Source organism: Nonomuraea sp. NPDC050328 (assembly GCF_044459405.1).
Lineage (GTDB): Bacteria > Actinomycetota > Actinomycetes > Streptosporangiales > Streptosporangiaceae > Nonomuraea.
Map to the genome: position 1 here is coordinate 229,179 of NZ_JBITIW010000006.1, position 24,482 is coordinate 253,660.

Consider the following 24,482-nt stretch of genomic DNA (forward strand, 5'->3'; position numbering starts at 1 on the left):
ATGTTGATTTGGGTTCCATCGGAGGCGGTCGCCGGAGTCCTCACCGACCTGCCCCGAGTCGAGTGCGTCGTGGAACGGCCCGAGAAGCTGGACGAGGTCGAGGTGTGGATCCCGCCGCTGGTCCCGCCGCCGGACGTGGCCGGACTGCTGGGCGAGATGAGCGGCCTGCGGCTGCTCCAGACGGTCACCGCCGGCGTGGAGCCCTACGTCCCGCACCTGCCCGAGGGGGTGACCCTGTGCAACGCGCGCGGGGTGCACGACGCGGGCACCGCCGAGTGGGCCGTGGGCGCGATGATCTCCGTGCTGCGTGACTTCCCGGGTTTCGTGCGCGCCCAGGAACGCGGCGAGTGGACCTACCACCACACCGACGTGCTGGCCGACTCGACGGTGCTGATCGTGGGCCACGGCTCGATCGGCGCGGCGGTGGAACGCCGGCTGGCCGGGTTCGAGGTCGAGGTGGTGCGGGTGGCCAGGAGCGCCCGCACCGGCGTCCACGCCATGGAGGAGCTGCCCGAGTTGCTGCCGAAGGCGGACGTGGTGGTGCTGCTCGTGCCGGCCACCCCGCTCACCGCCGGCATGGTGGACGCGGCCTTCCTCGCCCGGATGAAGGACGGCGCGGTGCTGGTCAACGCCGCCCGCGGCGGCGTGGTGGACACCTCGGCCCTGCTCGCCGAGCTGCAGAGCGGCCGGCTGCGGGCCGCGCTCGACGTGACCGACCCCGAGCCGCTGCCGGGCAGCCACCCGCTCTGGACCGCCCCCGGCGTGCTGATCACCCCGCACGTGGCCGGCAGCACCCCCGCCTCGGTCCGGCGCACCCTCAAGCTGGTGCGCTCGCAGGTCCTGCGTTACCTCGCCGGAGAGCCGCTGAACAACCTCATCACCGACACCTATTAGTGGCTGGCCCGTGACCTTCGGTGCGTACGGTGGGCTTCTACCAAGGATTCTTGACTCCCAGTCAAGAAGGTTCCCTGGGGACAAGTGGTCTGTGTGGTTATCAGATCGGTGACGACATCGGCGTTGTCACCACCCGCGCGCCCGGAACCGCACACACTGGCGATGTGGCAACGGATGGGCTAATACATTGATCCGCTGGCGTGATCCACGAACGCCGCTCGTCGCCGCCGCGGCGACGGGAGCGGTGGGGTTCGCGGCCGCCCTGCTATCAGGGGCGCCCGCCTCGGTCACCGGTGCGGTGGCCGGACTGCTGGCCGCGCTGCTCGCGGCCGGGTCGCTGCTGCTCGGCTCGCGCGCGATGACCGCGCACCGGCCGGGCGCGCTCGCGGCTCGCTGGCTCGCCGGCGGCACGCTGGTGTGGAGCGCGGGCGTCGGCGTGCGCCCGATCGCCGACAGCTCCAGCTTCGTGGTGACCGTCACCGACGTGCTGGTGCTGATCGGCGCCACCATGCTGGCCAGCGGCTGCGTGCTGGCCGCCCGGCGGGCGCCGGCGGCGAGGGCGCTGCTGCGCCGGCTGGTCGACGGCTACGTCGCCGCGGTCGCGCTGTTCGTCATCGGCTGGGTGGCGACGCTGCACCAGATCACCACCCCGGCCTTCGCCTTCGTGCTGCTGGCGCCGATGATCTGCCTCCTGGTGACCTGCACGGTCATCCCGGTCGTGCTCACCGGGCGCTCAACCGCCCGCCCACTCGGCCTGGCCGGCGTGGGCGTGCTGGCCGCGGTCTCGCTCGCCGAACTGGCCGCCGGCGTGGGCCGGCTGACCGGGGACGGCCCGCCCGCCTGGAGCGCGGCGCTACCGCCGGTGGCCTTCCTGCTGCTGGCCGCCATCCCCTGGACCGGGCTGCGCGAGGCGAGCTCCGAGGACTCCCGGCCACACGTCGGCCCGGTCTTCGTCCACCTGCTCGCCGCCGTCCCGGTCGTCCTGGTGGTCGCCGCCACCGGGGCGATCCTGCTGCACCTGGCCCGCTGGAACGGCCGCCCGCCGACCACCCCGGTCGTCGTGCTGGCCGCCTCCGTCGTGCTGATCCTGGCCCTGCGCATGGTCGGGCTGCTCATGAGCAACGCCCGCCTGCGCGGCCTGGTCACCCTCGGCGACCGCCAGCTCAGGGAGCTGGCCGAGAGCACCGGCGACGTCGTGCTGCTGTGCGACTACGAGGGTTTCGTGCGCGAGATCGGCGCCGGGGTCGAGGTGACGTACGGCTACCGCCCGGAGGACGTGCTCAGCCGCTCGATCTTCGACTACATCCACCCCGAGGACGTCCCCGGCATCCAGGCGGCGCTCCAGACCATGGGGCTCGACGCTGAGGACGCGGCCGACTCCGGCGCCTGCCTCATCGCCTGCCGCGTCCGCGCCTCCGACGGCACCTGGCGGCCCACCGAGTCGGTGGCCACCCGGCACGTCGGCGGCGAGGACCTGCTGCTGGTCACCACCCGCGACATCAGCGACCAGGAGGCTTTGCGCAACCAGGTCGCGCACCTGACCTTCCACGACGGCGTGACGGGCCTGCCCAACCGCGCCTACTTCGAGGAGCGCACCCGCGAGGTGGTCGACGGCGGCCGCACCGGCGTGGCCGTGATCTTCCTCGACCTCGACGGCTTCACCGCGGTCAACGACTCCGTGGGGCACGCCAGCGGCGACTACCTGCTCGGGCAGGCCGCGCGCCGGTTGCGCGGCGCCGTACGCTCCGACGACACCCTGGCCCGCTGGGGCGGCGACGAGTTCGCCGTGCTGGTCGAGACCGAGGCGCAGTCGGCGGTCGACCTGGCCGAGCGGCTGGTGCGCGCGGTCTCCCAGGAGCCGTTCCGGGTGGCCGACCGCGACGTGGCGCTCACCGCGAGCGTGGGCGTGGCCTTCGCCGAGGAGGACGTCAGCCCCGGCGACCTGCTGCGCAACGCCGACGTGGCGATGGCCAGGGCCAAGGACCTCGGCGGGCGGCGCGTGGAGGTCTTCGCCGCGCACATGCACGCCGACGTCGTCCGCCGCCTGGAGCTCGCCGCCGACCTGCAGCGGGCGCTGATGGAGCAGCAGTTCGCCATCGAGTACCAGCCGGTCGTCGACCTGGCCACCTCCCGGGTGACCGCGGTCGAGGCGCTGGTGCGCTGGTGGCGCGGCTCGGTCTTCATGGCCCCCGACCAGTTCCTGGGCGCGGCCGAGGCGACCGGGCTGATCGTGCCGCTGAGCGAGTGGATCCTGCAGGAGGCCTGCCGGGAGGTCGCCGCCTGGCGCGCCTCCTCATGGGACATCGGGCTGTCGCTCAACCTCTCCGCCCGGCAGATCACCGCCCCGCGCTTCGTCGAGACGGTCGAGCGGGCGCTGGCCGACAGCGGCCTGCCCGCCTCCGCGCTGACCCTCGAAGTGATCGAGGAGATGCTGGTCGAGGACGCCGAGGAGACGATCAGCCGGCTCTCGGAGCTGCGTGCCCTGGGCGTACGGCTGGCCATCGACGACTTCGGCACGGGCTACGCCTCGCTGGCCTTCCTGCGCCAGCTCCCGGTGGACATGATCAAGATAGACCCGTCCTTCGTCAGCGGCCTGGGCCGCGACGACACGCTGACGCTGCTGACGCGCACCATCGTGCGGCTGGGCCACGACCTCGGCCTGATCGTGGTCGCCGAGGGCATTGAGCGCCCGGAGCAACTGGAGCTGCTGCGGGAGATGGGCTGCACGCGCGGGCAGGGCTTCCTCGTGGCCCGGCCGATGGCCGCGCGCGGGGTGGATTCGCTGATGCGCACGAGCCTGCAGTCAGCGCTGTGACCAGTGCCGGTCTCGAATAGCGAGACCGGCGTTCCATCAGATTGACACTCATGCCCCAGGACAGGCTAAGGTGGCTCCATGCTTCGCAGTGAGATTCTCGTAGTACTTCGCCGGCGCGCAGGCCGATAGCGAAGCACTCCGACCTGCGCGCCGCCCCGGTCCCGCCCTTTCGGTGGGAGAGGGGCCTTTTTTATGCACGGCAATCATTGTCCGGGAGCCAAGGGAACGAGCCGATGACCGAACGGATGACAGGTGCACAGGCCCTCGTGAGGGCGTTGGAGCACGTTGGTGTCGACACCGTCTTCGGGATCCCCGGCGGGGCCATCCTCCCCGCCTACGATCCCCTCTTCGACTCCACCAAGGTCCGGCACGTCCTTGTACGGCACGAGCAGGGCGCGGGGCACGCGGCCGAGGGCTACGCCCAGGCCACCGGGAAGGTGGGCGTCTGCATGGCGACCAGCGGACCGGGTGCGACCAACCTCGTGACCCCCATCGCCGACGCGTACATGGACTCGGTGCCGATGGTCGCGATCACCGGCCAGGTGCCGAGTGGCGCGATCGGCACCGACGCCTTCCAGGAAGCCGACATCTCCGGCATCACCATGCCGATCACCAAGCACAACTTCCTGGTCACCGACCCCGCGGAGATCCCGCGGACCATCATGGAAGCCTTCCACATCGCCTCCACCGGGCGCCCCGGCCCGGTCCTGGTGGACATCGCCAAGGACGCGCTGCAGGCGACGACCGAGTTCCACTGGCCGCCGACCATGCAGTTGCCGGGCTACCGGCCGGTCACGCGGCCGCACTCCAAGCAGATCCGCGAGGCCGCCAAGCTGATCGCCGAGTCCCGGCGGCCCGTGCTGTACGTGGGCGGCGGCGTGCACAAGGCCCGCGCCTCCGCCGAACTGCTCCAGCTCGCCGAGCTGACCGGCATCCCGGTGGTCACCACGCTGATGGCCCGGGGCACCTTCCCCGACAGCCACCCCCAGCACCTCGGCATGCCGGGCATGCACGGCAGCGTGGCCGCGGTCGGCGCGCTGCAGCGGGCCGACCTGATCATCGGCCTGGGCGTGCGCTTCGACGACCGGGTCACCGGCCAGCTCTCCACCTTCGCGCCGTACGCGAAGATCGTCCACGCGGACATCGACCCGGCCGAGATCTCCAAGAACCGCCACGCCGACGTGCCGATCGTGGGCGACTGCCGCGAGGTGCTCAACGACCTGCTCGGGGCGATCGACCGCAAGGGCGACTACGCCGACTGGTGGACGCAGCTCAACGGGCTGAAGAGCACCTACCCCCTCGGGTACGACGAGTTCGACGACGGCTCGCTGGCTCCGCAGTACGTCATGCAGCGGTTGAGCGCCCTGGTCGGACCCGACGCGATCTACTGCGCGGGCGTCGGCCAGCACCAGATGTGGGCGGCCCAGTTCATCGACTACGAGAACCCGGGCACCTTCATCAACTCCGGGGGCGCGGGCACGATGGGCTTCGCCGTCCCGGCCGCGATGGGCGCCAAGATGGGCCGGCCGGACACGACGGTCTGGGCCATCGACGGCGACGGCTGCTTCCAGATGACCAACCAGGAACTGGCCACCTGCGCGCTGGAGGGCGTGCCGATCAAGGTCGCCGTCATCAACAACGGCAACCTCGGCATGGTCCGGCAGTGGCAGACGCTCTTCTACGAGCAGCGCTACTCCAACACCGATCTGAAGTCCGCCCGGCGTATCCCCGACTTCGTGAAGCTCGCGGACGCCTATGGTTGTGTCGGTCTCCGGTGCGAGCGTCCCGAGGATGTGGACGCCGTCATCAAGGAGGCCATGGAGATCAACGACCGCCCGGTCGTCATCGACTTCGTCGTCCACCAGGACGCGATGGTCTGGCCGATGGTCGCGGCGGGCACCAGCAACGACGACATCAAGATCGCCCGGGACATGGCGCCGGTTTGGAGCGAGGATGAGTAAGCACACGCTGTCGGTGCTCGTCGAGAACAAGCCCGGCGTCCTGGCACGGGTCTCCGCGCTGTTCAGCCGGCGCGGCTTCAACATCGACTCGCTGGCCGTCGGGCCGACCGAGCACGACGACATCTCGCGGATGACCATCGTGGTCAACGTCGAGGACCTCCCGCTGGAGCAGGTCACCAAGCAGCTCAACAAGCTGGTGAACGTCCTCAAGATCGTCGAGCTGGACACCGCCCAGGCGGTCCAGCGCGAGCTGATGCTGATCAAGGTGAAGGCCGACGCCGACACCCGATCCCACGTCCTCGAACTGGTCTCGCTCTTCCGCGCCCGCTGCGTCGACGTGGCCTCCGACGCGGTGACCATCGAGGTCACCGGCACGCCCGACAAGCTCGACGCCTTCATCAAGCTGCTCGAGCCCTTCGGGATCCGGGAGCTCGTCCAGTCGGGCATGGTGGCCATCGGCCGCGGCGCCCGTTCCATCACCGACCGGTCCCTCAGGGCACTGGACCGTACCGCCTGAAAGGTTTTTCACAAGTGACCGAGATTTTCTACGACGACCAGGCCGACCTGTCGATCATCCAGGGCCGGGTCGTGGCCGTCATCGGGTACGGCAGCCAGGGCCACGCCCACGCCCTCTCGCTTCGCGACTCGGGCGTCGACGTCCGCGTCGGCCTGCCCGAGGGCTCGAAGTCGCGGGAGAAGGCCCAGAACGACGGCCTTCGCGTGGTCACCCCCGCCGAGGCCGCCGCCGAGGCCGACCTCATCATGATCCTCGCGCCGGACCACCTCCAGCGCGACATCTACGCCAACGACATCAAGCCGAACCTGCAGGAGGGCGACGCGCTCTTCTTCGGCCACGGCCTCAACATCCGCTACGGCCTCATCGAGGCCCCCGAGGGCGTCGACGTCGCCATGGTCGCCCCCAAGGGCCCCGGCCACCTCGTGCGCCGCCAGTTCGAGGCCGGGCGCGGCGTGCCCTGCCTGGTCGCGGTGGAGAAGGACGCCTCCGGCAAGGCCATGGAGCTCGCCCTGTCCTACGCCAAGGGCATCGGCGGCACCCGCGCCGGCGCGCTCAAGACCACCTTCACCGAGGAGACCGAGACCGACCTGTTCGGCGAGCAGGCCGTCCTGTGCGGTGGCGTCTCCGAGCTGATCAAGGCCGGCTTCCAGACCCTCATCGAGGCGGGCTACCAGCCCGAGGTCGCCTACTTCGAGTGCCTGCACGAGATGAAGCTCATCGTCGACCTCATGTACGAGGGCGGCATCTCCAAGATGTACTGGTCGGTCTCCGACACCGCGGAGTACGGCGGCTACAGCCGCGGCCCGCGCATCATCACCGACGAGACCCGCAAGGCGATGAAGGAGATCCTCGCCGAGATCCAGGACGGGCGCTTCGCCGACGAGCTCATCAAGGAGTTCGACGGCGGGCAGAAGGAGTTCACCCGCTACCGCGAGGAACTCGCCAAGGACCCGATCGAGGAGACCGGCGCCAAGCTCCGCCCGATGATGAGCTGGCTCAAGGGCTGACCTGCCCCGTCGTACGGCCCGGCGCCCCCGTGGACTCCACGGGGGCGCCTCTCGTCTCCGCTCCTGGGCCGCTCATGCGGGCCGGCGCCCGTCGCGCAGCGTCCAGGCCAGCAGGGCCGAGGCGGCCAGCAGTACGGCCAGCCCCGCGGTCAGCCCGCCCCCGGCGAAGTAGGCGATGCCGGTGACCGTCACGCCCAGCACCCCGCCGAGCTCCTGGACGGTGCCGAGCACGCCTGCCGCGGCCCCGTCCCGCCCGTCGCCGCCCGCCTCGCCGAGCACCTTCGAGAGCAGCGGCGACATCACCATCCCCATCGCCACCCCCGCGACCAGCAGCCCGGGGACCGGCGTGCCGAGCTGGGCGATCAGCACCAGCCCCGCCGGCAGGGCCAGCGCGCCCACCAGCAACGCCTTGAGCCGCGAGCCGAGCAGGAAACCGGCGTTCAGCGCGGTGAACACCGCCGCCGACTCCACCGGCCCCATGCCCTCGGCCTCCTGCAGGTGCAGCGCCAGCACGAAGGTCAGCCCCGCCGACCCGCCGAACAGCAGCGCCACCGAGACCAGCCCCCGGGTGAAGCGCCCGGTGAACAGCTCGCGCGGCACCATCGGGTCGGCCTGGCCGCGCTGCCGGGTCCAGAACCCGCCCAGCAGGGGTACGGCAAGCGCCAGGCTCAGCCACGACCACACCGGCCAGCCCTGCTCGCGGCCGAGGGTGAGCGGCAGGACCAGCGCGATGAGGCCCAGCGTGACCAGCGCCGTTCCCGTCAGGTCGAGCCGCTTGCCCGCCCGGGCCCGGTCGGCGTCCTTGGGGAGGGCGCGGCGCACGAGCGCCAGGGCGGCGAGGCCGAGGGGCAGGTTGATCAGGAAGCAGGTGCGCCAGCCGAGCCCGGCCGGGTCCGAGGCGATCAGCAGGCCGCCGACGAGCTGGCCGCTCACGCCCGCGACGCCTACGGCGCTGCCGTACCAGCCGAAGGCCCGCGCCCGCGCGGCGCCGGGGTACAGGACGCCGAGCAGGGTCAGCACCTGCGGCGCCATCAGCGCGGCCGCCGCGCCCTGCACGATGCGGGCCGCGACCAGCCAGCCCGCGCCCGGCGCCAGGCCGCACGCCGCCGAGGCGGCGGTGAACAGCGCCAGCCCGACCACGAACATCCGCCGCGCCCCGTACAGGTCGCCCAGCCGTCCGGCGGTGATCACCCCGGCGGCGTAGGCGAGGCCGTAGCCGGCGATGACGAGCTGGAGCGCGCCGTCGCCCGCACCGAGATCGGCGCGGATGGCGGGCAGGGCCACGTTGGCGATGAAGAAGTCGAGCGTGGTCACGAAAGCGGCCGTGAGCAGCACGGGAAGCGCGGCCCGCGGTGGGGGCGGCGGCGGGGGCGGCGGTGCGCTCACGCCGGTATCTCGGCAACGCACCGGGGTCTTGGGGATGGTATGGCGGACGGCGGTGGGAACGCGGTGCTTCGGCAGGGTGAGCTGTGTCATGCCGCCTACCGTGCCGAGGGGGAGTTATGGACGGATTCGGACGGAGTTATGGCGGAGGCAGGGTGGAGCGCGATTCTGTCGGTGGGGGTGGTTAGCCTGCACCTATGCGATTCGGCGTACTAGGCCCGCTCACCGTCTGGACCGGCCAAGGGGATCAGGTGCGGATCCCCGAGGCGAAGGTGCGCGCCCTCCTGGCCGACCTGCTCGTCCACCAGGGCGACCCGGTCTCGGCCGACCGCCTCATCGAAGACCTGTGGGGCGACCGGCCGCCCGGCAAGCCCGCCGGGGCGCTGCGCGTCAAGGTCTCCCAGCTCCGCAAGGTGCTGGAGGAGGCCGAGCGCGGCGGGCGCGACCGGCTCGCCTTCCGCCAGCCGGGCTACCTGCTCGACGGGCCGTCCGACGCCGACCGCTTCCACGAGCTCACCACCCTGGCCCGGCAGAGCGACGACCCGCGCATCAAGGCCGGCCTGCTGGGCGACGCGCTGGCCCTGTGGCGCGGGCCCGCCTTCGCCGACTTCCGCGACGAGGAGTTCGCCCGCCCGGCCATCGCCCGGCTGGAGGAGCAGCGGCTCGTCGCCCTCGAAGAGCACGCCGAGACCCGGCTGGAGCTGGGCGAGCACGCCCTGCTCGCCGCCGAGCTCGCCGACCTGGTCGCCGAGCACCCGCTGCGCGAGCGGCTGCGGGCCGTGCACATCCGGGCCCTCTACCGCGCCGGACGGCAGAGCGAGGCCCTCGACAGCTTCACCGAGCTGCGCACGCTGCTGCTCGACGAGCTCGGCGTCGATCCCAGCCCGCAGCTCGTCGAGCTCCAGCGGGCCATCCTCGCGCAGGACCCGGCCCTGGCGCCCGTCGTGCCCGCCCGTACCAACCTGCCCACGCCGGCCACCGAGCTCATCGGCCGCGAGCGGGCCGCGGCCGAGGTCCGTTCCCTGCTCGCCGCCCACCGCCTGGTCACCCTCACCGGGCCCGGCGGGGTCGGCAAGACCCGGCTCGCCCTCGACGTCGCGCGGCGGCTCGAAGCCGACTTCCCCGGCGGGGTGTGGCTGGTCGAACTGGCCGCCCTGGACGTGCCGTCGAGGGCGGGCGTCGTGCACGCCGTCTCCGCCGCGCTCAGCCTGCGTGACGACGCCACCGGCAGCCGGACCGCCGACGGCGGCTGCCGGCTCAGCGACGCCGTCCGTGACAAGCGGCTGCTTCTGCTGCTCGACAACTGCGAGCACGTCATTGAGCCCGTCGCCACCCTGGTCGACCAGCTCCTTCGCACCGCTCCCGGCGTCCGCTTCCTCGCCACCAGCCAGGAGGCGCTCAACCTCACCGGCGAAGCCCTCTGGCCCGTCCCCCCGCTCGACCTCCCCCCAGCCGTGCCGGTGTCCCGCCCCGAACCCACCTCTTCCTTCTCCTCCGCCGCCGCCTCCTCCGCTGCCTCGCTGGGCACCCCCTCCCCCCTCACCACCGCACCCGCGAGCCCCTCCTCCCACCCGACCGCCGTCCCCGGCTCCCGGGCTCCTGACCCGGCAGCGGCCCACCCTGCGGCGGCCCACCCTGCGGCGGCCCACCCTGCGGCGGCCCACCCTGCGGCGGCCCACTCTGCGGCGGCCCACTCTGCGGCGGCCCACTCTGCGGCGGACACCTCGGCGGCGGGGCACGAGGCCAGGTCGGGTCAGCCGCCGACATGGGGCCCCGACTCGTCCCACCCCAGCCCTTGGGGCGCGCCAGGCTCAGCGGACCGCACCCCGATGCAGCCGACCACGACAGCGGCGGATGTCGAGGCGGTGACCGCCATCGGAGCCGCCGGAGCCGTGCAACTGTTCGTCGCCAGGGCCGCCGCAGCCGTCCCCGGCTTCCGCCTGGACCCCACCAACGCCCACGACATCGCCGACATCTGCCGCAAGCTCGACGGCGTCCCCCTGGCCATCGAACTGGCCGCCACCCGAATGCGCGTCCTGAGCCCGAGACAGCTCCTCGAACGCCTCGACGACCGCTTCCGCCTCCTGGCCGCGGGCCGCCGCGACGCGCCTGCCCGCCAGCAGACCCTCCGCGCGATGATCGACTGGAGCTGGGAGCTGCTGTCCGACCGCGAGCGCCAGGTCCTGAGTTCCCTGGCCGTCCACGCCGACGGCTGCACCCTGGAGGCCGCCGAAGCGGTGAGCGCGGGCGGCGAGATCGAGCAGTACGAGGTGCTCGACCTCCTGGCCCGCCTCATCGACCGCTCCCTCGTCGTCACCGTGTGCGGCGCCCCCACGCCCGGCGCCCCCACGCCCGGCGCCCCCACGCCCGGGTCCACGATCCCCGGCGCCCCGATGTCCGGCGCCCCGATGTCCGGCGCCACCACGACCGCGCCGAGATACCGCCTGCTCGAATCCGTCGCCGCCTACTGCGTCGAGCGCCTGCGCGAGAGTGGCGACTACGAGGCGGTCCGCGCCCGGCACCTCGCCTACTACACCGCCCTCGCCGAGCAGGGCGACCGGCGGCTCCGCGGCCACGGCCAGCGGGAGTGGCTGGCCCGCCTCGACGCCGAGGCCCCCAACATCCGCGCCGCCCTCGACGGCCCCGCCACCCGGCAGCAAGCCCTCCGCCTGGCCAACGCCATGGCGTGGTACTGGACCCTGCGCGGCCGCTACGAGGAGGGCTTCCAGTCCTTCGACCGCGCCCTCGCCCATCCCGGCGAGGCCGACCCCTCGACCCTCGCCGAGGCGCTGGCCTGGCGGGCGGGGCTGATGCTCCAGTTCAGCGGCTGCAACGGCACCCTGGCCGAGTCCTTGGCCGGTCTCGACCAGATCATCGACCCGGTACGGCGGGCGTTGCTCCGGTGGTACCTCGCCTTCGGCCTGTGGGGCCGCGGCGACCTCCAGGACTTCGACGAGCTGGCCATCCGTGCCCTGGAGGAGTTCGAGTCCCTCGGCGATCGCTGGGGCATCGCCGCGGGCCTGAGCTCCCGGGCGTCCATCGGCCTGGTCACGGGCGACCTGGCCGCCGCCACCCGGGACGGCGAACGCAGCGCGGCCCTCTTCGCCGAGCTGGGGGACCAGTGCGGGGTACTGCTGGCCACCGGGCAGCTCGCCACCTTCGCCGAGATCGCCGCCGACTACGACCGCGCCGCCGTACTCCACGAAGCGGTCCTCACCGCCGGCCAGGACCTCGAGCTCTGGGTCGAGGTCTCCCGAGCCCTGGCCGGGCTGGGCCGGATCGCCCTGCTGCGCGGCGACTACCTTCGGGCCGACGACCTGCACGAGCAGGCGCGGCGGCTGGCGCACGAGCAGTCCAACCCGTTCGCCGAGCACTTCGCCGAGATCGGCCTGGCCCTTTCCGCCCGCCGGCAGGGCCGCTTGGACGAAGCCGAACGGCACCTCACCCGCTGGCTCGACTGGCTCCGCATGATCGAGGGCGACCCCGGCATCGCGCTGGTGCTGGCGGAGCTGGGCTTCATCGCCGAACTCCGCGGGCGAGGCGCCGAGGCCATGGCCCTGCACCTGGAGGGCCTGGAGTGCGCCCGTGCCACCAACGACCCCCGTGCGGTCGCGCTGGCGTACGAGGGCTTGGCCGGCGCCGAGGCCCTGGCCGGCAACCACCGTGCCGCCGCCCGCCTCCTCGGCACCGCCTCCGCCGCCCGCGCTTCCGTAGGTGTCCCCCTGCCCGCCGGAGAGCGCGCCGACGTGGACCGCATCAGCGCCCTGGTGCGTGACGCGCTGGGCGAGGACGTCTTCCGGGCCGAGTTCCACTCCGGCGAACAACACCCCACCTCCCTGCCCGCCTGACCTCCCTCCCTGCCGCCTGACCTCGCTGCCGTCTGACCTCCCCTGCCTGAACTCGCTCCCGCTGGGTTCTTGGTCGCCCCCGCTGTGCCCTGGTCGACCGCGGTGCGGCTCTAATCGCCCCGCGGTCCCTCCGGTCGACCTCGCCGTCCCTCTGGTCGACCCCGCTGTGCCCCTGGCCGAGCCCGCTGCCCTCTGGCCGGAGGAGGTCGCCGGGCGCAGCCCTCTGCCGTACGGCTCGCCCGCCTTCCACCGGAGCCCCGCCGCCCCGGCTCCTCGGGCTCCACCGCTGGTCCGCCCCGGGCCGTGCGCAGAGCGGGGCACTCTGCCCTGTTGTGGGGTGAGGTGCGGGAAACCGTCGGCCGCCCTGGCCCTGTGGAGAGGGCGTGGTTGAGGGCTGGGCGCTCGGTCGGGGGCGGGGGAGACCCGCCCACTCCGGCCCGGTGGGAGGAGGTGCCCGGGAGAACCGGCTAGTTGGGCCCCCTGGGGTGAGGCGTCCTGGACGGCTGGCCGCCCTGGCCTTCCAGGGTCTGAGGCGCGGTTGAGGGCTGGCCGCTCGGTTGGGGGCAGGGGGAGGCCCGCCCATTCCGGTCCGGTGGGAGTGAGGTGCCTTGGAGGAGCGGCCGCTTGGGTGCCGGGGGGTGAGGGGTCTTGGACGGCTGGCCGCCCGGGCCTTCCAGGGTGTGAGGCGCGGTTGAGGGCTGGCCGTCTGGTCCGAGAGGGCGGGGACGCGGAGGAGGGCCCGCCCGGGCACAGTGTGGGCGGGCCCTCCTCGGGCCGGGGGTTCCCGGCGGTCCCGGCGGCCAGGCGTGAGGGGACCTGGCCGCCGGGCGAGCACGTGGCGCGCGGTTACCAGTGCTCGGGCTCAACACCCGGCCTCGCAGCCGCAGCCGCAGCCGCAGCCGCAGGTGGGCTGGCGGGTGGCGGGGTGGGCGGGGGACGGGTGTAGGGGATGGACGGTGGATGTAGGGGACGGGTGGTGGTGCGGCGGTGGGGCGGAGGTGAGGTGGGCGGGCTGGGCGCAGGGGAAGGCGGGTGGGCTGGGCTGAGGGGAATGTGGGTGGGCTGGGCTCAGGGGAAAGTGGGTGGGCTCGGGTTAGGGGAGGCGCATTGGGCTGGGCTTAGGGGGTGTAGTGGGCTGGGCTTAGAGGGAGGTGGGGTGGCTGTGGGTTAGTGCTTGGCGAAGACCTGGGTCCAGAGGGGGCCCTTGGCGATGTGGCCGACGCCGATGTGGGTGTAGGCGCAGTTCATGATGTTGGCGCGGTGGCCGGGGCTCTTGAGCCAGGCGTCGACGACGGCGGCGGCGGTGGGCTGGCCCTTGGCGATGTTCTCGCCCCACGCGGAGATGGGGGAGAAGCCCGCGGCCTTGATGCGGTCGCCGGGGGAGCGGCCGTCCTTCGAGGTGTGGTCGAAGTAGTTGGCGGCGGCCATGTCGGCGGAGTGGGCGACGGCGGCGGCGTGGAGCTTGGCGTCGTGGGTGAGGGCGGTCTTGCAGCCGTTCCCGGCCCGGGCGGCGTTGGTGAGGCGGACGACCTCTTCCTCGACGGCGGAGCCGACGCCGGGGGTCCCGCCCCCACCGTTGTCACCACCGCCGGTGGGGGGCGGGGTGGTGGGGGTGTTGGTGGGCGGCGTGGTGGGGGTGCCCGTGGGAGCGCAGGCGAGCCGTACGACGGAGGACTGCGCCCGGTGGCCGCGGTAGTCGAGGGCGAGGACGTAGTAGCTGCGCGGGGTGTCCGAGCACCGCAGGGTGGCGGCGATGGTGCCGTTGTCCAGGCGCGTGGAGGCGCTCTTGAGGGTGCGGTCGGGGCCACGGCGGGCCTCACGGATGCGGACGCGCAGCACGCTGGTGTCGTCACAGCCGGACCTGACCGCGGCGGCGCGGAGCAGGCCCTTCTGGTCGACGTACGGCTGGGCCGCGCTGACCCGGCATTCGGCCGCGGGCCGCGCCGTCGTGGCTTCGGCGGCGGCGATGGGAGTGCTCAATGCCGCAAGACTGCCAAGGCAGGCGAGTGCCTGGAGTGGTCTGCGCACGATGTTCTCCAGAGGGGATTAGACGCTGCTTCGAAACGGCATTCTGGTGTGCGCAGATCCGGCATGTCACTAGAAACGCTCCTATATCTGGAGCTCCATGTGTCTCATTCGTAACAATTGCCGCCTCTACCTCGGTAAACCGGGGAGGCAACTCGTTCGTCTGTGCGGCTCAAGTTAGTCGATAAGTGGGTGAACCGAGTACAGTTTTGTACTCGGTTCAGCTAAAGTGATCCCGTGAGCGGGCTACGGGAGCTGAAGAAGGAGCGCACGCGGCGGCGGATCGCCGCGGTGGCGTTGCGGTTGTTCGCCGAGCGGGGCTTCGAGGCGGTGACGGTGAACGAGATCGCCGAGGCCGCCGAGGTGGCGAAGGTGACGCTGTTCAAGTACTTCCCCACCAAGGAAGCGCTGGTCCTGCACGGAGTGGGGGAGGAGGACCTCGCCGGGATCGTCGCCGCGCGCGGGCCGGGGCGGACGCCGCTGGAGGCGTTGCGGGAGCACTACCGGGCTTCCGCCGCCGAGCCGGTGGCGGACGCGGAGGCGCTGGTCGCGCAGCTTCAGGTGATCTTCGCCAGTCCGGCGCTCAGTGACGCGGCGAACAACCTGCTCTACGGGCAGCGGCAGGCCCTGGCCAGGGTGCTGGCGAACGAACCGGGCGAAGCGGGCGAACCGGGCGAAAAAGGCGAGCTGGGTGGGCCGGAGAAGGGGCGCCGGGACCTGGTGGCCGCGCTCACCGCGGCGCAGATCACCGCCTCGATGCTGACCGTGCAGGAGGCGTACTTCTGCGACCTGGTCGAGGGCGTCACGCCGCAGGAGGCCGCCCGGCGGCTGGGCGAGGCCGTGGAGCTCGCCTTCGACCTGCTGGAGCACGGTCTCCCGAACCGGAACCGACGAGAAGGGTGACGGGAATGCGCGCCAGAGGGATCAACTACGACACCGGGTTCCTGCCGGGGCGGGACCTCAGCCGCAAGGTGTTCGACCCGGATACGGTCCGGCGCGACCTGGAGGTCATCGCCCGTGACCTGCACTGCGACGCCGTACGGATCTCCGGCGGGCACCCGGAGCGGCTGAGCGTCGCCGCCGAGCAGGCGGCCGAGCTGGGGCTGGAGGTGTGGTTCGCCCCCTTCCCGGTGGATCTGCCGCCGGAGGAGACGGTGGCCATGCTCGCCGACTGCGCGGCCCGCGCCGAGAGGCTGCGGCGCGGCGGAGCGGAGGTGGTGTTCGTGGCCGGGTGCGAGCTCAGCGCGTTCGGCGCCGGGTTCATCCCGGGTGCCACGTACGGTGACCGGCTGGGGGCGATGGCCAAGGCCGATCCCGAGTGGTGGAGCGCGCTGGGGCCGGTTCTGGAGCGGCTCAACGGGTTCCTGGCCGGGGCGGTCGGGGAGGTGCGGGAGCGGTTCGGCGGGCGGGTCGGCTACGCGGCGGCCCCGTGGGAGTTCATCGACTGGGCACCGTTCGACGTGGTGGGGGTGGACGCCTACCAGGCCGCCTACAACGCGGCTACCTTCCGGGAGGAGGTGCGCGGGCACTTCAGGCACGGCAAGCCGGTGGCGGTCACCGAGTTCGGCACGTGCGCCTACCGGGGTGCGGGTGAGCTGGGCGGGATGGCGTGGCAGGTGCCGGACGGGGCGGTGCGGGACGAGGGGGAGCAGGTGCGGCACTTCACCCGGCTGCTGGACCTGTTCGAGGAGGAGGGGGTGGATGCCGCGTTCTGGTTCACCTTCGCGGGCTTCGGGCGGCCGGGGGAGGCGGATCTCGGGTCGTACGGGGTGGTCAGGATGCTGGACGAGCGGCGGTGGGCGGCCAAGGAGGTCTTCCACGCCATGGCCGCCCGCTACGACCGCGGGGCGACGGGCGAGAAGCGCGCCGCCCCGCGACAGCCGTACAAGACAAGCCCGTAGAGAGCCGCACTAACCCCAGGTCAGCACTGGGCGGGCTTCAGCCACGAGCACTCGAGGTCCGGGTAGCTGACCGGGTCGCCCGAGCGCAGCTCGGGGGCGGCCGCGTCCGGGGCGGAGCGGCGGAAGTTGGCCAGCCGTACGGCGATCTTGTCCTCGATGTCCTTGGGCGAGCCGGACAGGTACTGGTTGAGCATGACCGAGAAGGCCAGCGGCTCCCCGTCGGCGCTGGTGACGTAGCCGGACAGCGAGGTCACCCCGGTCAGCGAGCCGGTCTTGGCGTGGACGTTCCCGGCGGCGGGCGTGTTCCGCATCCGGCTGCGCAGGGTGCCGCCGACGAGCCGGTCGGGGTCGCCGGCGATCGGGAGCGAGTTGTACCAGGTCTGGAACCACGGCTTGCCCCGCGCCGCCACCAGCAGTTGGGTGATGGACCCGGTGCTCACGCCGTCGCGGCGGGACAGCCCGGAGCCGTCGCGCAGGTTGAGCAGTTGCACGCCCTGGGCGCGGGCGAAGTCGTGGGTGACCTTGAGCCCGGCGGCCCAGGTGCCCGCGTTGGCGACCTTGCGCCCCATGGCCTTGGTGAGGATCTCGGCGTGCATGTTGTTGCTGAGCTTCATGAACGGCACGAGCAGCTCGCTGAGCGGCATCGACTGGTGCTTGGCCAGCTCGACGGCGTCGGAGGCGGCGGCGCCGGTGACGGTCCGGCCGAGGACGCGGACGCCGTGCTTGGTGAGGGCCGAGCGGAACAGGGAGGCCGCGTAGCGGGTGGCGTCGTCGACCGTCACCCACTCGGAGGTCTCCTCCGAGACGGTGCCGGTGATCAGGACCGTGTTGGTGGCGTGCTGCCGCTCGATGAGCACGTTGGTGGTCGCGCCGACGGTGGCCCGGTTGTCGATCTTCAGCACGTCGGTCTCGGGCGAGACGCTCACCTTGACCGACGAGCCCGCGGGCGCGACGGAGACGATCACCGTGCCGGCGTCGTAGTCGCGGTCGGGCGAGGCGGTGAGCGCGGAGATCGGCGCGTTGTAGTAGTACGGCTCGTCGTCCCAGGCCCAGTCGTTGCCGAGGCGCTGGGTGTCGAACCACGTGTCGTCGGCGACGAGCTTGCCGGTGACCGTGCGGATGCCCTTGGCGGCCACGGCGGCGGCCAGGGTGTCGTAGTCGGCGGCCAGCATCGTCGGGTCGCCGGTGCCGCGCAGGACCAGGTCGCCGACGAGCGCCGAGCCGACCTGGCGGCCGGCGCGCAGGGCGGTGGTGTCGAAGCGGTAGTCGAGGCCGAGCACCTCGGCGGCGGCGGCCGAGGTGAAGAGCTTGGCGCTGGAGGCGGGCGTCATGAGCTTGCCGCCGTCCTGGGTGTACAGCTCCTCGCCGGTGGTGGCGTTGCGCACGGTGACGGCGGCGCGGGCGATGGTGAGGCGGCTGTCGCCGAGGATGAGGTTGATGTCGCGGGTCAGGTCGGCGACGCCCGGTTCGGGGTCGACGGCCGTGGCCGGACTGGACGCCCACGCGAGGGTCGCGATGAGCGCGCCCGCGACGAGGGAGGCTGAGGTGCGCCGCATGGGGGGTCTCCAAAGGGCTGAGGGATCTCGTCGGATCATGCGGCGGCCGAGCGGCCCTGTAATCCGCAAATCTCCGTATTTTGCGGAAGACATTCGGGGAAGAGGCACTACCAAACGAGCGGTCGCTCGGCTGTAATGTGGCAATGGTCCCCAGGGGTATTCGGATCGGCTACGGCATCGGCTCCTTCTGCACGGGCACGTTCTCCACCGTTCCAGGCCTGTTGCTGCTCTTCTACATGACCAACCAGCTCGCGGTGCCCGCCTGGCTGGCCGGCCTGGTGGTCTTCCTGCCCAAGCTCTGGGACATGCTGATCAACCCGTGGGTCGGCCAGCGTTCGGACCGCACCGGGGGCCGCCGCCCGTGGTTGCTGCTCGGCGCGGTCACCCTCCCGCCCGCCTTCGCGCTGACCTTCGCCGCGCCCACGATGACCGGGGTGCCGGCCGCGCTCTACGTCGGGTTCTTCTTCTTCCTCACCGCCACCGCCTACGCCTTCTTCGAGGTGCCGTACAAGGCGATGCCGGCCGAGATGACCGACGACTACCACGAGCGCTCCTCGCTGCTGCAGTGGCGCATGATCTTCCTGGGTGTCGCGATCCTGCTGTCCGGCGCGCTGGCCCCGGTGATCGCCAACGGCCTCGGCTACCACGTGATGGGCCTGGTCATCGGCGTGGTCCTGCTGGCCGCGATGCTGGGCACCTACTGGGGTACGGCAGGCGCCCCCGTCGTCGGTCACGCCCAGGCCGAGCCGTCGTTGCGCCGCCAGCTCGCGGTGGCCAGGACCAACCGGCACTTCCTCGTCCTGCTCGCGCTGAGCTGCGCGCAGATGTTCGCCGCGGGCACGATGCTCGCCGGGGCGCCCTACTTCGCCACCTACATCGTCGGCGACCCGGCCGCCACCACCACGCTGTTCGCCTGCCTGGTGGGCCCGATCCTGCTGACGATGCCGCTGTGGGTGTGGCTGGCCAGGCGGCTGGACAAGCGCGGGGCGATGGTGCTGTCGTCGGCGCTGTTCCTCGCCGGCGCGGTGGCGATGGCGTTCACCCCGGCCCTCGGCGCGCTCTACGCGCACGTGGCGGTGCTGCTGGTCGGGGTCGGGTACGCCGGCATCCAGCTCCTGCAGTTCTCGATGATGGCCGACGTGATCGCGCACGACAACGTGGTGACCGGCACCAGGCGGGCCGGGGTGTTCACCGGGTTGTGGACGGCGGCCGAGACCGTGGTGTTCGCCTTCGGCGCGCTGGTGCTGGGCTGGGTGCTCGGGGCGGGGGGCTTCCGCGAGTCGGACGCGAAGACGCGCGTGGAGCAGGCCGACTCCGCGGTGCAGGCCGTGCTGTACGGCGGCACGCTGCTGCCGGCGTTCTTCGTCGGGGTGGCGATCGTGCTGACGTTGCGCTACCGGCTCACCGCGGAGACCATGGCCGCCGCGCGCTGAGGGCGGTCAGCGGGGCAGGGACGGCTGGCCGGAGCTGAGCAGGAAGCCGCAGTCCCCGAAGGACACCTCGTCGCCCGAGCGCACCCGTGCCGGGCCGACGAGCCGCCAGCCGTTCAGCCGGGTGCCGTTCAGGGAGCCCAGGTCGACGATGAGCCAGCCGCCGTCCGCCTCCCGCCGCAGCTCGGCGTGGACGCGCGAGACGGTGAGGTCGGCGAGCACCAGGTCGCAGGCCGAGCCGCGGCCCACGACGAAGCGGAGCCGCTCGTCGTCGGGCAGCGCCAGCCGGGGCAGCCGCGGCCGCCGCCAGGCCGACTGCACGCGCGTGACGAACTCCGACACCGACCCCACGGCGTGGGCGAGGCGATGGCGGAAGGTGTTCGGCGGCGGGAGGTCGGCGACGAGGTCGTCGAGCTCGTGCCGGCTCCGGGCCCGCAGGGCCATGTCGACGCGGCCGATGAAGGTCTCGGGGGACAGGCGTCCCTCGACCGCGCGGTCGCGGAGCTCGTCGATCGCGCGATCGCGCTCGCCGTCCGATGCGCGATACGGAGGTTGCGTCGAGCCCATGCCCCAGAGTATCGGGCTGAATGACGGGTGATGTCCAGAATACGGTTGCCCACTGAATACTGAGTATGCATACTCAGTATTCATGTCAATCAGGCACGGCCTCCTGGCCTTGCTCAGCCGGGGTCCCCGCTACGGGTACCAACTGCGTGCCGAGTTCGAGTCGTCCACCGGGGCCACCTGGCCGCTCAACATCGGCCAGGTGTACACGACGCTCGCGCGCATGGAACGGGACGCCCTGGTCGAGCCGGGGGAGACCGACGAGCAGGGCCGGGTGGTCTACCGCATCACCGGCGCCGGACGGGAGGAGCTCCAGCGCTGGTTCGACACCCCGGTCACCCAGACCGACCGGCCGCGGGACGAGCTGGTGATCAAACTGGCGATGGCGGTGACCACCCATCCGGCCGCGCTCCGGGTCATCCAGGCGCAGCGCACCGCGACCATGCGCACCCTGCAGGAGCTCACCCGCGCCAAGCGCGACGGCTCCCCGGCCCAGCGCCTGGTCGTCGATTCCATGATCTTCCAGGCCGAGGCGGAGCAGCGCTGGCTGGACCACTGCGAAGCCGTACTCAGAGAAGGGTCGTCATGACCGTGTTAACGCTCGTGGACGTCGTCCGGGCCTACGGGGAGCAGCGGGCTCTGGGCGGGATCAGCCTCAGCGTCGCGGCCGGGGAACTGGTCGCCGTCATGGGGCCGTCCGGGTCGGGCAAGTCCACCCTGCTCAACCTCGCCGGCGGGCTCGACCGGCCCACCTCGGGCAGCGTGGCCGTCGGGGGCGTGCCGCTCGGCGGGCTGAGCGCCGCTTCCCTGGCCGAGCTGCGGCGGCGCAGCGTGGGCTACGTCTTCCAGGACCTCAACCTGATCCCCTCGCTCACCGCGCTGGAGAACGTGATGCTCCCGCGCGAGCTCGACGGCGTGCGCACCGCCCGGGCCCGGGAGCAGGCCCGCCGGGCGCTGGCCGAGGCCGGCGCCGAGCAGGCGGCCGGCCGCTTCCCCGACGAGCTGTCCGGCGGCGAGCGCCAGCGGGTGGCCATCGCGCGGGCGCTGGTGGGGGAGCGGCGGCTGCTGCTGGCCGACGAGCCCACGGGCGCGCTCGACACCCGGATGGGCGACGAGATCCTCCGGCTCCTGCGGGCCCGCTGCGACGCCGGCGCGGCGGTGCTGCTCGTCACGCACGAGCCCCGCTACGCCGGCTGGGCCGACCGCGTGGTGTTCCTGCGCGACGGCCGGGTCGTCGACTCGGCGGAGCTGGAGAGCGCCCGATGAGGCGGCTGGTGTGGGGCGGCATCCTGCGCGCCAGGGGCCGCAGCGCGCTGATCATGGCGATGATCGGGCTGCCGGTCCTCGTCTTCACCGCGCTGCTGACCGGGGCGGCCACCGCCGACGTCTCCGCCCTGGAAGGGCTGCGGCAGCGCATCGGCTCGGCCGACGCCGCCCTCTCGGCCACCGCGCACGAAGGCCCCGTCCAGCAGCTCGACGGCCACTCGTACACCGGCACGGGCTCGACCGAGCGCGCGGTGTGGAGCGAGGAGCGGCTGGCCGCCCTGCTGCCGGCGGGCGCCCGGCACATCCCGTTGTACGAGGGCACCGGGCCGGTCCGGCTGCCCGGCGGGCTCGACATCGTCGAGATCACCGAGGTCGACCTGCGCGACCCGCTGGCGAAGGGCCTGCGCGAGCTGCGGCAGGGCCGCCTGCCCGCCACGGCCGGCGAGGTCGCCGCGACCCCCGCCCTCGCCGAGCGCGGGGCCTCGGTGGGCAGCACCCTGGTGGTGCCGCCGGACAACCGGAGCTTCCGGGTCGTCGGCGTCGTGGCCGATCCCCAGCGGCCCGCCCTCCAGGAGCTCGCCGCACTGCCCGGCGCGCTCCTGCTCAACCCGCCGCGCGGGCTCGATCTCGGCTGGCTGGTCGACCTGCCCGGCGGCGTGGGCCGGGCGGAGATCATCCAGTTCAACTCGCACGGCCTGATCGTCGCCACCCGGCTCCTCGCGGAGGAGGAGGCCCCGCTGCTCCGGAGCGAGGAGATGGCGGTCGGGCTCGGGCTGGCCATCTTCATGATCGTGCTGGAGACCGCGCTGCTGGCCGGACCGGCCTTCGCCATCGGGCTGCGCCGGCGGCGGCACGAGCTCGCGCTGGTGGCCGCCCAGGGCGGCTCGCCGCGGCACCTGCGGGCCGTCGTGCTGGCCGAGGGGCTGATCCTTGGCGGGCTGGCCTCGCTGCTCGCCGCCGGGCTCGGCGTCGGCCTGGGGATCGGCGGGGCCCATCTGGCCGCGGGGTGGAGGCTCAGCTCGATCGGGCCGGTCGAGGTGCCGTGGGTGAGCGTGCTCGGCGTCGCCGTGCTGGGCGTCGTCAGCGCCCTCGTGGCCGCGCTGGTGCCTGCCGTACAGGCTGGGCGGCAGGAGCCGGCCCGGGTCCTGGCCGGGCGCGCGCCCGAGGTGCGCGGCAAGGCGGGCAAGCCGGTGCTGGGCGCCCTGCTGATCGCGATCGGGATCGGGCTGACCCTGCTGATGGCCGCCGGGGACGGCTTCGACCGCGAGCTGAACGTGATCGCCGCGGCCGTGCTGGTCGTCCTCGGCATGATCGCGCTGCTGCCGAGGCTGATCGAGTGGACCGGCCGCCCGGCCGCGCGCCTGCCGCTCCCGCTGCGCCTGCCCGTCCGCGACGCGGTCCGCCACCGAGCCCGTACGGCTTCCGCCGCCGCGGCCGTGATGGCGGCCTCCTCGGCGGCCCTGGCCTTCGGCATCGGCTACCACAGCAACTTCGAGGACAACCGCGCCGCCTACTGGCCCGGCATGCCCCTCGGCACCGTGCAGATCCACGCCCGGGACGCCGACGAGTCCGCCTGGGCGAAGGTCAGGAGCGCGGCGGCGCAGAGCCTGCCCGGCCGCCCGCTGATCTCCGGCTACGACGTGATGATCGGCGGCGAACCGTACATCCTGTCGCTGGACCTGCAGAGCCTGACCCGCCCGGGGCTGCGCCGCTCCTACGGCGTGTTCGGCGGCGACGTGCCGATCGGCGGCCCCGAGCTGCTGCGGCTGATCCAGGGCCGCGACGATCCGGTGGCCGCCGCGGCGCTGGCCGAGGGCAAGGCGGTGGTCTTCGACCCCGGCTTCGCCCCGGGCGCCTCCCGGGTGAGGCTCGCCGCGAACAACCCCTTCGGCGGCCAGGGATCGCGGACCCGCGAGATCGAGGTGCCCGCCGTACGGGCCGAGGCCGCCGCCGAGCACCAGGGCGGCGCGATCGTGCCGCGCGTCGCGCTGGAGCGGGCCGGCTTCCAGGTCGCCGAACGCAAGCTGTTCACCACCGGCTCCCCGGCCGACGAGCTGCGGCTGGAGCGGGCGGCGACCGCCGCGGGCGCGGCTGCGGACGTCTACGTGGAGGCGGGCTACGAGGACTACCTCACCCCGCAACTGTGGGTGCTGTTCGGCGCGGCCGGGCTGCTGGTGCTGGGCGGCACGCTGGTGGCCACCCGGCTCGCCGCGGCGGACCTGCGCCCCGACCAGCAGGTCATGGCGGCGATCGGCGCCTCGGGCGGCCTGCGCCGGCTGGTGCTGGCCGGCCAGGCGGGCTACATCGCGCTCCTGGGCGCGGTGGCCGGCTTGCTGGTCGCGATCGTCCCGGGCGTGGCGCTGGCCTGGGCGAGCACCGGGAGGACGCGGCTGGGGCACGGCGGGCTGTCGGTGAGCGACGGGTCGGCGGGCTTCACCGTGGCCGTGCCGTGGGGCTTCTCGCTGGGTCTGGTCCTCGGGTTGCCGCTGCTGGCCGCGCTGATCGCGGGCCTGTTCACCCGGCGGTTGCGTCCGGGCCCACCGCCGCGCCGGCTCGGGTGAGGCGGATCTTCGACTGCTTGTGCGGCAGCTTCTCCCAGTCGTCCATGAAGACGCCGTCGAGACCGTGCTTGCCGGCCAGGGCGAGCAGGGTCTCGGTCCGGTAGTAGAAGTCCTCGCCGAGCACCTGGTGCTCGGCGCCCTCGGTGCGGTCGAAGGTGAAGTCGAACCACCCGCCGGGCCGCATGATCCGGCCGACGTGCGCGAAGCACTCCTCGATCACCGGCAGCGGCGAGTGCGAGAAGACGCTGTGCGCGTGCACGACGTCGAAGTGCTCGGCGGGCAGGAACTCGAAGCGCAGGTCACGGACGGGCGTGAGGTACGGCAGGCGGTCGGCCAGGCCGAAGCGCACCAGCGTCTGCTGCGCGGCGAAGAGGATGTCGGGCGAGATGTCGATCCCGTAGTAGTGGCCCGGGTCGAGGTGGCCGATGAACAGGTGGCCGGCCCGCAGGTTGCCGCAGCCGATCTCCAGCATGCGGTGCCCGGGCCGCAGCCCGTGACCGACGAGGTAGTCGAACTGCATGCGCCCGAGCGCCAGCCAGCGCTTGTGCGTGTGCGAGCCGACCGCGCCCTCCGGGCTGCGCGCGACGTCCGACTTCATGACCGCGCGGTAGTACGCGATGTGGTCGGGCGCGCGCAGCCGGAACCAGGTGTCGCGCGCCAGCCGGCGCAGGTGCGGCAGGATCCGGTCCGGGTGCCGGGCGGCGTACCGGAGCTGGTGCAGGGGGTTCGTGCGTTTCACCCGGACGGCACCCCC

Annotated in this window: 17 protein-coding genes; 12 read left to right on the forward strand and 5 right to left on the reverse strand. The window is 72.9% G+C overall.

Annotated elements, in window-relative coordinates; translation table 11 throughout:
• From ACIBG7_RS23720 to ilvC, 5 genes are all read left to right on the forward strand, one after another.
• Positions 1-894, forward strand: a complete 894-nt coding sequence (locus ACIBG7_RS23720; protein ID WP_357926438.1) for a 2-hydroxyacid dehydrogenase — start codon at positions 1-3, stop codon at positions 892-894.
• A 187-nt stretch (positions 895-1,081) separates the two neighbouring features.
• Positions 1,082-3,709 (forward strand): putative bifunctional diguanylate cyclase/phosphodiesterase, encoded by a 2,628-nt coding sequence (locus tag ACIBG7_RS23725; RefSeq protein ID WP_397337614.1) that lies wholly within the window; start codon positions 1,082-1,084, stop codon positions 3,707-3,709.
• 233 nt (positions 3,710-3,942) lie between these two features.
• Positions 3,943-5,670, forward strand: a complete 1,728-nt coding sequence (locus ACIBG7_RS23730) for an acetolactate synthase large subunit (RefSeq protein ID WP_357926432.1) — start codon at positions 3,943-3,945, stop codon at positions 5,668-5,670.
• Complete coding sequence (ilvN, locus tag ACIBG7_RS23735; RefSeq protein ID WP_357926429.1) at positions 5,663-6,187, forward strand: acetolactate synthase small subunit; 525 nt, start codon at positions 5,663-5,665, stop codon at positions 6,185-6,187. The genes ACIBG7_RS23730 and ilvN overlap by 8 nt, the downstream gene beginning before the upstream one ends.
• A 23-nt stretch (positions 6,188-6,210) precedes the next feature.
• Positions 6,211-7,194, forward strand: coding sequence for a ketol-acid reductoisomerase (gene ilvC, locus ACIBG7_RS23740; protein WP_357927002.1), 984 nt, complete (start codon positions 6,211-6,213; stop codon positions 7,192-7,194).
• A 72-nt stretch (positions 7,195-7,266) separates the two neighbouring features.
• On the opposite strand, the gene ACIBG7_RS23745 is transcribed toward ilvC, so the two are convergent.
• Positions 7,267-8,670, reverse strand: coding sequence for an MFS transporter (locus tag ACIBG7_RS23745; protein ID WP_397337615.1), 1,404 nt, complete (start codon positions 8,668-8,670; stop codon positions 7,267-7,269).
• A gap of 104 nt (positions 8,671-8,774) precedes the next feature.
• Between ACIBG7_RS23745 and ACIBG7_RS23750 the strand changes: the two genes are divergently transcribed.
• Positions 8,775-12,425 (forward strand): BTAD domain-containing putative transcriptional regulator, encoded by a 3,651-nt coding sequence (locus ACIBG7_RS23750; RefSeq protein ID WP_397337616.1) that lies wholly within the window; start codon positions 8,775-8,777, stop codon positions 12,423-12,425.
• A 1,167-nt stretch (positions 12,426-13,592) separates the two neighbouring features.
• On the opposite strand, the gene ACIBG7_RS23755 is transcribed toward ACIBG7_RS23750, so the two are convergent.
• Entirely contained in the window at positions 13,593-14,405 is an 813-nt protein-coding gene (locus ACIBG7_RS23755) for a CAP domain-containing protein (protein ID WP_397337617.1), read from the reverse strand.
• Between the two features lie 282 nt (positions 14,406-14,687).
• On the opposite strand from ACIBG7_RS23755, the gene ACIBG7_RS23760 reads away from it, so the two are divergent.
• Both ACIBG7_RS23760 and ACIBG7_RS23765 read left to right on the forward strand, forming a co-directional pair.
• Positions 14,688-15,353: a TetR family transcriptional regulator gene (locus ACIBG7_RS23760; protein ID WP_357926418.1), complete on the forward strand. Its 666-nt coding sequence runs from the start codon at positions 14,688-14,690 to the stop codon at positions 15,351-15,353.
• A gap of 5 nt (positions 15,354-15,358) precedes the next feature.
• A complete protein-coding gene (locus tag ACIBG7_RS23765; protein ID WP_397337618.1) occupies positions 15,359-16,351 on the forward strand; it encodes a hypothetical protein in 993 nt (330 codons plus the stop codon).
• A gap of 20 nt (positions 16,352-16,371) precedes the next feature.
• On the opposite strand, the gene dacB is transcribed toward ACIBG7_RS23765, so the two are convergent.
• On the reverse strand, positions 16,372-17,907 hold the full coding sequence (gene dacB / locus ACIBG7_RS23770) for a D-alanyl-D-alanine carboxypeptidase/D-alanyl-D-alanine-endopeptidase (protein ID WP_357926411.1): 1,536 nt from the start codon (positions 17,905-17,907) through the stop codon (positions 16,372-16,374).
• Positions 17,908-18,050: 143 nt separating this feature from the next.
• Here dacB and ACIBG7_RS23775 point away from each other — a divergent pair, with 143 nt between their 5' ends.
• Positions 18,051-19,340: an MFS transporter gene (locus tag ACIBG7_RS23775; protein WP_357926408.1), complete on the forward strand. Its 1,290-nt coding sequence runs from the start codon at positions 18,051-18,053 to the stop codon at positions 19,338-19,340.
• A gap of 6 nt (positions 19,341-19,346) precedes the next feature.
• On the opposite strand, the gene ACIBG7_RS23780 is transcribed toward ACIBG7_RS23775, so the two are convergent.
• A complete protein-coding gene (locus ACIBG7_RS23780) occupies positions 19,347-19,904 on the reverse strand; it encodes a DUF1707 and FHA domain-containing protein (RefSeq protein ID WP_357926406.1) in 558 nt (185 codons plus the stop codon).
• A gap of 82 nt (positions 19,905-19,986) precedes the next feature.
• Here ACIBG7_RS23780 and ACIBG7_RS23785 point away from each other — a divergent pair, with 82 nt between their 5' ends.
• From ACIBG7_RS23785 to ACIBG7_RS23795, 3 genes are read left to right on the forward strand one after another with little or no spacing between them, the layout of a single operon-like run.
• Positions 19,987-20,490 carry a PadR family transcriptional regulator gene (locus ACIBG7_RS23785; protein ID WP_357926403.1) on the forward strand — a complete coding sequence of 168 codons (504 nt, stop codon included), beginning with the start codon at positions 19,987-19,989 and terminating at the stop codon, positions 20,488-20,490.
• Positions 20,487-21,167, forward strand: coding sequence for an ABC transporter ATP-binding protein (locus ACIBG7_RS23790; protein ID WP_357926401.1), 681 nt, complete (start codon positions 20,487-20,489; stop codon positions 21,165-21,167). Before ACIBG7_RS23785 ends, ACIBG7_RS23790 begins: the two co-directional genes overlap by 4 nt.
• Positions 21,164-23,728: an FtsX-like permease family protein gene (locus ACIBG7_RS23795; protein WP_397337619.1), complete on the forward strand. Its 2,565-nt coding sequence runs from the start codon at positions 21,164-21,166 to the stop codon at positions 23,726-23,728. The genes ACIBG7_RS23790 and ACIBG7_RS23795 overlap by 4 nt, the downstream gene beginning before the upstream one ends.
• On the opposite strand, the gene ACIBG7_RS23800 is transcribed toward ACIBG7_RS23795, so the two are convergent.
• Positions 23,682-24,467, reverse strand: coding sequence for a class I SAM-dependent methyltransferase (locus tag ACIBG7_RS23800; protein ID WP_357926397.1), 786 nt, complete (start codon positions 24,465-24,467; stop codon positions 23,682-23,684). The two genes, ACIBG7_RS23795 and ACIBG7_RS23800, sit on opposite strands and share 47 nt — an antisense overlap.
• Between the last annotated feature and the right edge of the window lie 15 nt (positions 24,468-24,482).

Excerpts from the sequence above, each read along its gene's own strand:
- ACIBG7_RS23720 (WP_357926438.1), top strand. The coding sequence starts at position 1 with ATGTTGATTTGGGTTCCATCGGAGGCGGTCGCCGGAGTCCTCACCGAC.
- ACIBG7_RS23730 (WP_357926432.1), top strand. The coding sequence starts at position 3,943 with ATGACCGAACGGATGACAGGTGCACAGGCCCTCGTGAGGGCGTTGGAG.
- ilvN (WP_357926429.1), top strand. The coding sequence starts at position 5,663 with ATGAGTAAGCACACGCTGTCGGTGCTCGTCGAGAACAAGCCCGGCGTC.
- ACIBG7_RS23745 (WP_397337615.1), bottom strand. The coding sequence starts at position 8,670 with ATGACACAGCTCACCCTGCCGAAGCACCGCGTTCCCACCGCCGTCCGC.
- ACIBG7_RS23750 (WP_397337616.1), top strand. The coding sequence starts at position 8,775 with ATGCGATTCGGCGTACTAGGCCCGCTCACCGTCTGGACCGGCCAAGGG.
- ACIBG7_RS23765 (WP_397337618.1), top strand. The coding sequence starts at position 15,359 with ATGCGCGCCAGAGGGATCAACTACGACACCGGGTTCCTGCCGGGGCGG.
- dacB (WP_357926411.1), bottom strand. The coding sequence starts at position 17,907 with ATGCGGCGCACCTCAGCCTCCCTCGTCGCGGGCGCGCTCATCGCGACC.
- ACIBG7_RS23775 (WP_357926408.1), top strand. The coding sequence starts at position 18,051 with ATGGTCCCCAGGGGTATTCGGATCGGCTACGGCATCGGCTCCTTCTGC.
- ACIBG7_RS23780 (WP_357926406.1), bottom strand. The coding sequence starts at position 19,904 with ATGGGCTCGACGCAACCTCCGTATCGCGCATCGGACGGCGAGCGCGAT.
- ACIBG7_RS23785 (WP_357926403.1), top strand. The coding sequence starts at position 19,987 with ATGTCAATCAGGCACGGCCTCCTGGCCTTGCTCAGCCGGGGTCCCCGC.
- ACIBG7_RS23790 (WP_357926401.1), top strand. The coding sequence starts at position 20,487 with ATGACCGTGTTAACGCTCGTGGACGTCGTCCGGGCCTACGGGGAGCAG.
- ACIBG7_RS23795 (WP_397337619.1), top strand. The coding sequence starts at position 21,164 with ATGAGGCGGCTGGTGTGGGGCGGCATCCTGCGCGCCAGGGGCCGCAGC.